Origin of the sequence: Tabrizicola sp., from assembly GCF_031377265.1 — a bacterium.
Taxonomy (GTDB): Bacteria; Pseudomonadota; Alphaproteobacteria; order Rhodobacterales; family Rhodobacteraceae; genus JAUYQR01.
This window is the reverse complement of record NZ_JANMET010000369.1, coordinates 1-6,647: the sequence shown is the minus strand read 5'-3', so window position 1 is coordinate 6,647 and position 6,647 is coordinate 1. Positions and strand designations below refer to the sequence as shown.

Below are 6,647 nucleotides of genomic sequence, written 5' to 3'. Positions count from 1 at the left end.
CTCGGGGAACAGAGCCAAAAGCTCCTCCCGCGCCGCATGATCCAGCATCGACAGCATTCGCCCGGCAGGTTGGAAGCTTTCGGTCCAGATGCCGTCCGACAGGATCACCTCGTGCTGGTCAAACAACACATGGACATAGCTCACCCCTGCGCTTGGCAGCGCCGACGAAACGCCTGTGCGGCCAACCAGATGCTTGGCTGCAACCAGCACTTCAGCTTCGCCGAACAGCAGTTCAGCCCGCGCCCCTTCAATGAACAAACGGTGCTGCGGCGAAACCATCATGTCACGGACCGGACCGGTGCCATCAAGCGCACCTTTGGCGATCTGCACCGGCTGCAGGCTGGGCGACAGAAGCAGTTCAACATAAGAAACTTCGCGCCGCCCTACCCAGCGTACCGGTTGGACCCCATGGTCTCGTGTCAGCACCATGTCGCCCACAGCCAAGGTTTCGACCGCGATATCTCCGCGATCGGTTTCGATCATGGTGCCGGGTGTAAAGCAGGGGATGATTTTCTCGATCTCGGAAAACGTCGTTTCCCCAATGAGCACGCCACCGGGTGTGAAGAACCTGATAGTCCCGGATTCTGCAGTGAGGTAAATGATGTCGATCGTGCTCCACGTCCAGCCACTGGCGAACAGGTTGACCGTGTCGACATCCGCATTGCCGGGGGTGTCTTCACCACCGACGATGGTTTCCTTGATCGTCAAGCTGGCGAACACATCGTTCAGGCCGACAAGGAAGGTATCATTTCCGAGCCCGCCAAAGGCCTGATCCAGACCTGCGCCACCCGTCAGCGTATCATTCCCGCTGCCGCCGGTCAGCGTGTCGTTGCCGATTCCGCCCAACAGCACGTCGTTGTTGTCGCCGCCATCAAGGCTATCGTTGTCCGCGCCGCCATCAAGGCTGTCATTCCCAGTCCCGCCGATCAGCGTGTCATTGCCCAAATCGCCGAGAAGGCTGTCGTTGTCCGCACCGCCATCCAGGTTGTCGTTGCCGATCCCGCCGTTCAGCGTGTCGTTGCCGGTGCCACCGTCAAGCGTGTCGTTGCCCGCATCGCCCGACAGCGAATCGTCATCGGCATTGCCCGAAATGACATCCGACCCTGCCCCGCCAAAGATCGTGTCGTTGCCGTCACCGCCGTTCAGAATGTCTGCAAGATCCACCGTCGAGGTGATCTGCACATCATCGACCAGCGCCCCCAGACTGTCGCCGTTGCCAATTTCGGTGAAGCGCAGGGTATATAAACCGCTAGCCGGAAATTCGACTTCGAACGCATAGTTGGTCCAGTTGGGCAGCACATTGGAGCCCGGAAAGATCGTCTGCGTCGCGATGACATTGCCACCGGGATCCAGTACATCGACCCGATACCCGTCAAGGCCGACCGTCCCGGCAGTGCGGACGATGCCGCGGAACGTCACCTGTGCCGACACCGCCTCGGCAACGTTGAAGCTTTGGCTCATCACTGTGATTTGGCCAGCGTTCCCGTCGACTTCCGAAACACCGTTTGCTGAGCCGCCACTGAAGTAGGAAGATTCCGGGTTGAACTCCAGGTCCGTGCCAGTCCAGCCCGCACCCCCACCAGTGAACGTGCCGTTGGTGATGTAGGTGGAGCTGGAAAGCGCTGAGTTGCCGCCGTAGATCAGGTCGGCGCCAATGCCGCCATCAACCGTGTCGCTACCTGAACCAGCGTAGACAGTATCATTCCCATCGCCCGCAGAAATAGTGTCGTCGCCCGACCCGCCGAAGACGCTGTCCGCGCCAGTGCCGGCCAGCACGGTGTCATTGCCGCCCTCTGCCTTGATCGTATCCGCCCCAGTGCCGCCATCAATCACGTTCTGCTGGGCATCGCCAGTCAGTGTGTCTGCACCCCCGGACCCGGTGATGTTCTCGATGCCGCTGAGGGTGTCACCCGCTGCATCGCCCCCGGTTTCTGTCAGGCTGTCGCTGATGTTGACGTTTACCGGGCTGGTGGATGCGCTGTAATCCGCGGTGTCGATACCGGCCCCGCCGATCAGCGTGTCGGCGCCAAGACCGCCTTGCAGAGTATCATTGTCAATGCCGCCATCCAGCGTGTCATTCCCGATCCCGCCGGACAACGAGTCGTTGCCATCGACACCGGTCAAGTTGTCGGCGCCATCGTCCCCTTCCAGGGTGTCGTTACCGGTGCCGCCGATCAGTGTGTCATTGTCGGCCCCGCCCTGCAGCAGGTCATTGCCCGCGCCGCCATCAAGACTGTCGGTACCGATCCCGCCACTGAGCAAGTCTTGGTCATCCCCGCCGAACAGCCTGTCCGCGCCCGTGCCGCCCAGCAAAGTGTCGTTGCCAGCATTGCCAGTCAGCGTGTCGTTGCCATCAAGGCCCGACAGGAGGTTCGCGATGCTATCCCCGGTTATCGTGTCGCTCAGCGTTGAGCCGATGACGTTTTCGACACCAGACAAACTGGAAGTGTTGCCGCCGCCGCCTGGGTCGATGGTGGGAGTGGCAGCACTCAGGTTGGCATTTATCTCACGGGCGCTTGAAGAATAGTCGACGGTGTCAATTCCGCCCCCACCGATGATAAGATCGTTGTCATCGGAATTACTCAGGGTGAAAGTGTCGTTTCCCTCGCCACCGTCAACGGTATCCGAACCACCAAGCCCGGCAATAATGTCGTTGCCATCGCCGCCGGTGATGGAGTTGTTGTTGTTATCGCCGGTCAGCGTGTCATTGAAACTCGAACCGATCAGATTCTCTATTCCAGTCAGCGTATCGCCGATTGCGTCGCCCGCTGCCAGAGTGCCATTGCCGTTGATGGTTACCGCCACGCTCGCAGTCGCCGTGGCATAGCTGGCAGTATCTGTGCCCCCGCCACCATCAAGCGAGTCACTGCCCGATCCACCAATCAGAACGTCGTTATCGTTGCCGCCAAAAAGCCGGTCGTTGCCGGTGCCGCCATCAATTGTATCGTTCCCAGCCCCCGCCGTGACCGTGTCATTCCCGCCAAACATGTCATAAAAGTCGGACCCGCCATTGGCGACCGTCGGGTTGTCATTCAGCGTTGTCCCTGGGATCGTTGCCATTGCTGTCGACTCCTAGCTTAAAGACACTGGTTACTCTTGGTCACGCACGCCTGCGGGGATACTGTCAGGGACCGGCGAAAACAAAGCCAAACTATGGCAACCGAAAGACATTCCCGACAATGTCGTTTAAGGTCGGACAATCGCCTTCTTATGCTGAGAGCGTGTCAGGATCAAGTTTTGCTCAGATCTATTGCTAGAAAAGATGCAAGTTTGCCTCACCTTTCAATGTCTTCCGATGCATTGAAGGACAGCGTCCTGCGTGCCGCCGGATAGGCCTTCTGACCGGCGGGCGTTTTCAACGCGGGGAACAGTTCCAGAATTTCGAGGCGCTGGGCATTGCCCATGCCCTTCAGCGTCCGGTCTTGCGGTTGAAAGCTTTCGGTCCACGCGCCGTTCGACAATACCACCTCATGCCGGTCGAACATGAAATGGATGTAGATCGTACCGCTTGATTGGACGGTTCGCGCGCCAATGGCGCCAAGGTGTTTTGCGGCAACCAGAACCTCCGGTTCGGCAGAAAAGATCGAGGTGCGCCCGTTGGCAACCAGGACCCGGTGATCGGGTGATACGATCAAATCGCGTTCCGGCAGGCCCTTGCCCAAACGCCCCTGCCCGATGACCACCGGGTGCAAATGCGGATTGGCTTGAAAGTCCTGCACGTGCATCTGGCACAGGCCGACCCAGCGGATTTCCTGCATGCCGTTGTCGCGGGTAATGACCCGATCCCCGACGCGCAACAGCTGTGCAGGAATCTCTCCGCGTTGCGTGGCGATCTGGGTTCCCGGCGTAAAGCATGGGGTCACGCGCTGCCCGGATACATCCGAAGCGGCGCAATCCACCGGCCCGCCCACTGCGGCCACAGGACCGCCGATCTGTTGTTGTCTGCCACCTGGCGCGGTCAAGGGTCATCCTTCGTGCTGTTATGTGTCGGTCAAAAAAAGCCTAAAGCACCGCTGCAAAATACCCGTTGAACCAATTGCAATAAAGAGGAAAACCAGAGCTGCCGCCAAGGTCAGCTGCCGATTTCGCCTTCTGCGCGAGTTGCGTTCGGCAGTAATCGAAGCAAAAGCGAGGCCGCATGACGCCGCACGGTAAGAAGACCTTAAACAATGCTGCTAAGTATTTATAATTGTTTGATATCTATTGTACGTCCAGTGGTTCATTTGTTCAACGAAAACCAAGTGCGCTCACCCCACACAACCAAAGGTGGTTTGGTCAATTTCTGGCTACCTTCATCACGCTGTCGTCATGCGTCGACCATTGTCTCTCACACACCACCGAACGTTGGGTGATCGCGATGATTGCGTTCTGACACCAATGCCTTCAAAGAATCGGCCACTGAGAACCTGCCTGCCAAAGCTACAAATCAACCGGGATGTGGTGCCCGAGGCGAGATTCGAACTCGCACACCTTGCGGCGGAGGATTTTGAATCCCCTGCGTCTACCGTTCCGCCACTCGGGCCACGCCGCATCGTTTAGACGCGGGCGAAGCTGGCGTCAATGCGGGCTTTAGCGGTCACAACTGGTCGGTCCCGAAGGTATCGCAGGCTTGCAGATCGCCAGACTGCAATCCCGTCTGGAACCAGCGCGAGCGTTGCTCGGACGTGCCATGGGTAAAGGTGTGTGGCATCGGGCGCTGGCCGGCGTTGGCTTGCAGGGTATCGTCGCCAATCTGACGCGCCGCGTTCACCGCTTCTTCCAGATCACCCCGCTCGATTGTTCCTAGCGTCTGCGACGCCTCTCTGGCCCAGATGCCGGACAGACAGTCGGCCTGAAGTTCGATGCGCACCGAGATCTCGTTGCTTTCCGCCTGGCTGACCTGTTGGCGCAGGGTGTTTGCCTTGCCAAGAATGCCGAGCTCGTTCTGGACGTGGTGGCCGATTTCATGGGCCACCACATAGGCCGCGGCGAAGTCGCCCTTGGCGCCAAGGCGGCGTTCGAGGGTGACGAAGAAGCTGGTGTCGAGGTAGATCTTGCGATCCTGCGGGCAGTAGAACGGGCCTGTCGCTTCGGAGGCACCGCCGCAGCCGGAGCGGGTGGCGTCTTTGAAAAGGACGAGGGTCGCGGGGCGGTAGGGCCGGCCGAGTTGTTCCTGGAAGACTTTGGTCCACACCTCCTCGGTGTCGGCGAGGGTGACAGAGACGAACTGGCCTGCGGCCTCGTCCTCGGCGGTCAACTCGATCTGGGCGCCGCCGGGGCTGGTGCTGCCGGGGTCGTTGAGGAGAGGGGTCACGTCAATGCCGAGGAAGTAGCCGATCAAGAGGACGGCGATCAGGCCTACCCCGCCGACGCCACCGACGCGGGCGCCGCTGGTGCGGCGGCGGTCCTCGATATTGTTGCTGCCGCGGCGGCCTCGCCATTCCATCGTGATACTCCCTGACCCCGGCACCCTGATTTGTCCACGCGTGGACAAGATGGGTGGCCTATACAAAACAACCACTTGCGAAGCGGCGTTAACGATTCCGAAAGGAATGCTTTGCCGGTTGACGCAACTCTAGCCGCTGCGGCGGCTTCGTCAAAGCCTGAATCTGGGGGCCACCGAAGCGTGACTTCCCCCTGCCCGACCACCGGCGTAAGGTCGCGCGGCAATCCAACCCTTCGCGCGAGGCCGCAATGACCCTGACCCGTTCGCAACTGATCCTGATCGCCATGCTTGGATCAGCGGCGCTTCTGGCCGGGGCGTTCGGGTTTCAATACATCGGCGGCCTTGCCCCTTGCCAGTTGTGCCTGTGGCAACGCTGGCCGCATGCGGCGGCGATGCTGATTGGCGTTCTGGCGCTGGTGCTTGGCTGGCGGGCGCTGGCGCTTTTTGGGGGGCTGGCCGCACTGACCTCGGCCGGCATCGGGATGTTTCATGTCGGCGTGGAGCAAAAGTGGTGGGAGGGGCTGGCGTCTTGTACGGCGGGGTCGATCAAGGGGCTGTCGACGGCTGATCTGCTGAACCCGAACATTGTGGTGGCGGCACCGGTGCGCTGCGACGAAATTGCCTGGCAGCTGCTGGGCGTTTCAATGGCGGGCTGGAACGTAATTCTGTCGCTGGGGTTGGTGGTGATCTGGCTGGCAGCAGCACGGCGCTAACAGCAGACCAAAGCAGAATGAGTGCAACTGGACTACCGGGCGTTTTGGTCGGCGGTTTGTGCCTCTCGGCCATATGATAAGCAAATTTATCTTATTGATATAATGTGTAAATCTTTGCGGACAAGCGGATTCTGTGCGATCGCTGTCTTGATCGTTTTGGCACTTCCGGCGCTGAGCATGAGGCGCAGCGCACCACGCTGGGCATCCGCCATGATTTCCGTGATGGCGTGACCTTTGGTCAGCGTGGCCAAAAAGGCCGGTCAGGCACGCAGCCGCTGATGTTCCTGAATCGCAAACCGGTCGGTCATGCCCGCCACGTAATCCGCCACAATGCGGGCAAGATCGGTGCCGTCGCGCGCCGCCTTGATGTCATCTTGCCATTCGGCGGGCAGGACGGACGGGTCCGCCATGAAGCGCGCGAAAAGATCATCGATCACTTGCGTCACCTCGGCGCGGACCGACATGACGGATGGCGCGCGATACATCCGGTGGAACAGGAAACTGCGCAC

At 60.0% G+C, this 6,647-nt stretch carries 4 protein-coding genes, 1 tRNA gene and 1 pseudogene; 1 reads left to right on the top strand and 5 read right to left on the bottom strand.

All coding sequences use genetic code 11. From position 1 onward, the window contains the following. The 4 genes from RMO18_RS19565 to RMO18_RS19550 form a co-directional block, all read right to left on the bottom strand. A partial coding sequence (locus RMO18_RS19565) for a Hint domain-containing protein (RefSeq protein ID WP_309668194.1) occupies window positions 1-3,060 on the bottom strand: 3,060 nt, incomplete at its 3' end. Window positions 3,061-3,275: 215 nt separating this feature from the next. Continuing rightward, window positions 3,276-3,962, bottom strand: coding sequence for a Hint domain-containing protein (locus RMO18_RS19560; RefSeq protein WP_309668193.1), 687 nt, complete (start codon window positions 3,960-3,962; stop codon window positions 3,276-3,278). A gap of 476 nt (window positions 3,963-4,438) precedes the next feature. After that, window positions 4,439-4,522 (bottom strand) — tRNA-Leu (locus tag RMO18_RS19555). 54 nt (window positions 4,523-4,576) lie between these two features. After that, window positions 4,577-5,425: a neutral zinc metallopeptidase gene (locus tag RMO18_RS19550; protein ID WP_309668192.1), complete on the bottom strand. Its 849-nt coding sequence runs from the start codon at window positions 5,423-5,425 to the stop codon at window positions 4,577-4,579. A gap of 254 nt (window positions 5,426-5,679) precedes the next feature. Between RMO18_RS19550 and RMO18_RS19545 the strand changes: the two genes are divergently transcribed. Continuing rightward, on the top strand, window positions 5,680-6,138 hold the full coding sequence (locus RMO18_RS19545) for a disulfide bond formation protein B (protein WP_309668195.1): 459 nt from the start codon (window positions 5,680-5,682) through the stop codon (window positions 6,136-6,138). A 260-nt stretch (window positions 6,139-6,398) separates the two neighbouring features. Here RMO18_RS19545 and RMO18_RS19540 read toward each other — a convergent pair. Continuing rightward, window positions 6,399-6,647 (bottom strand): annotated as a pseudogene (locus RMO18_RS19540) (deoxyguanosinetriphosphate triphosphohydrolase); the annotation flags it as partial.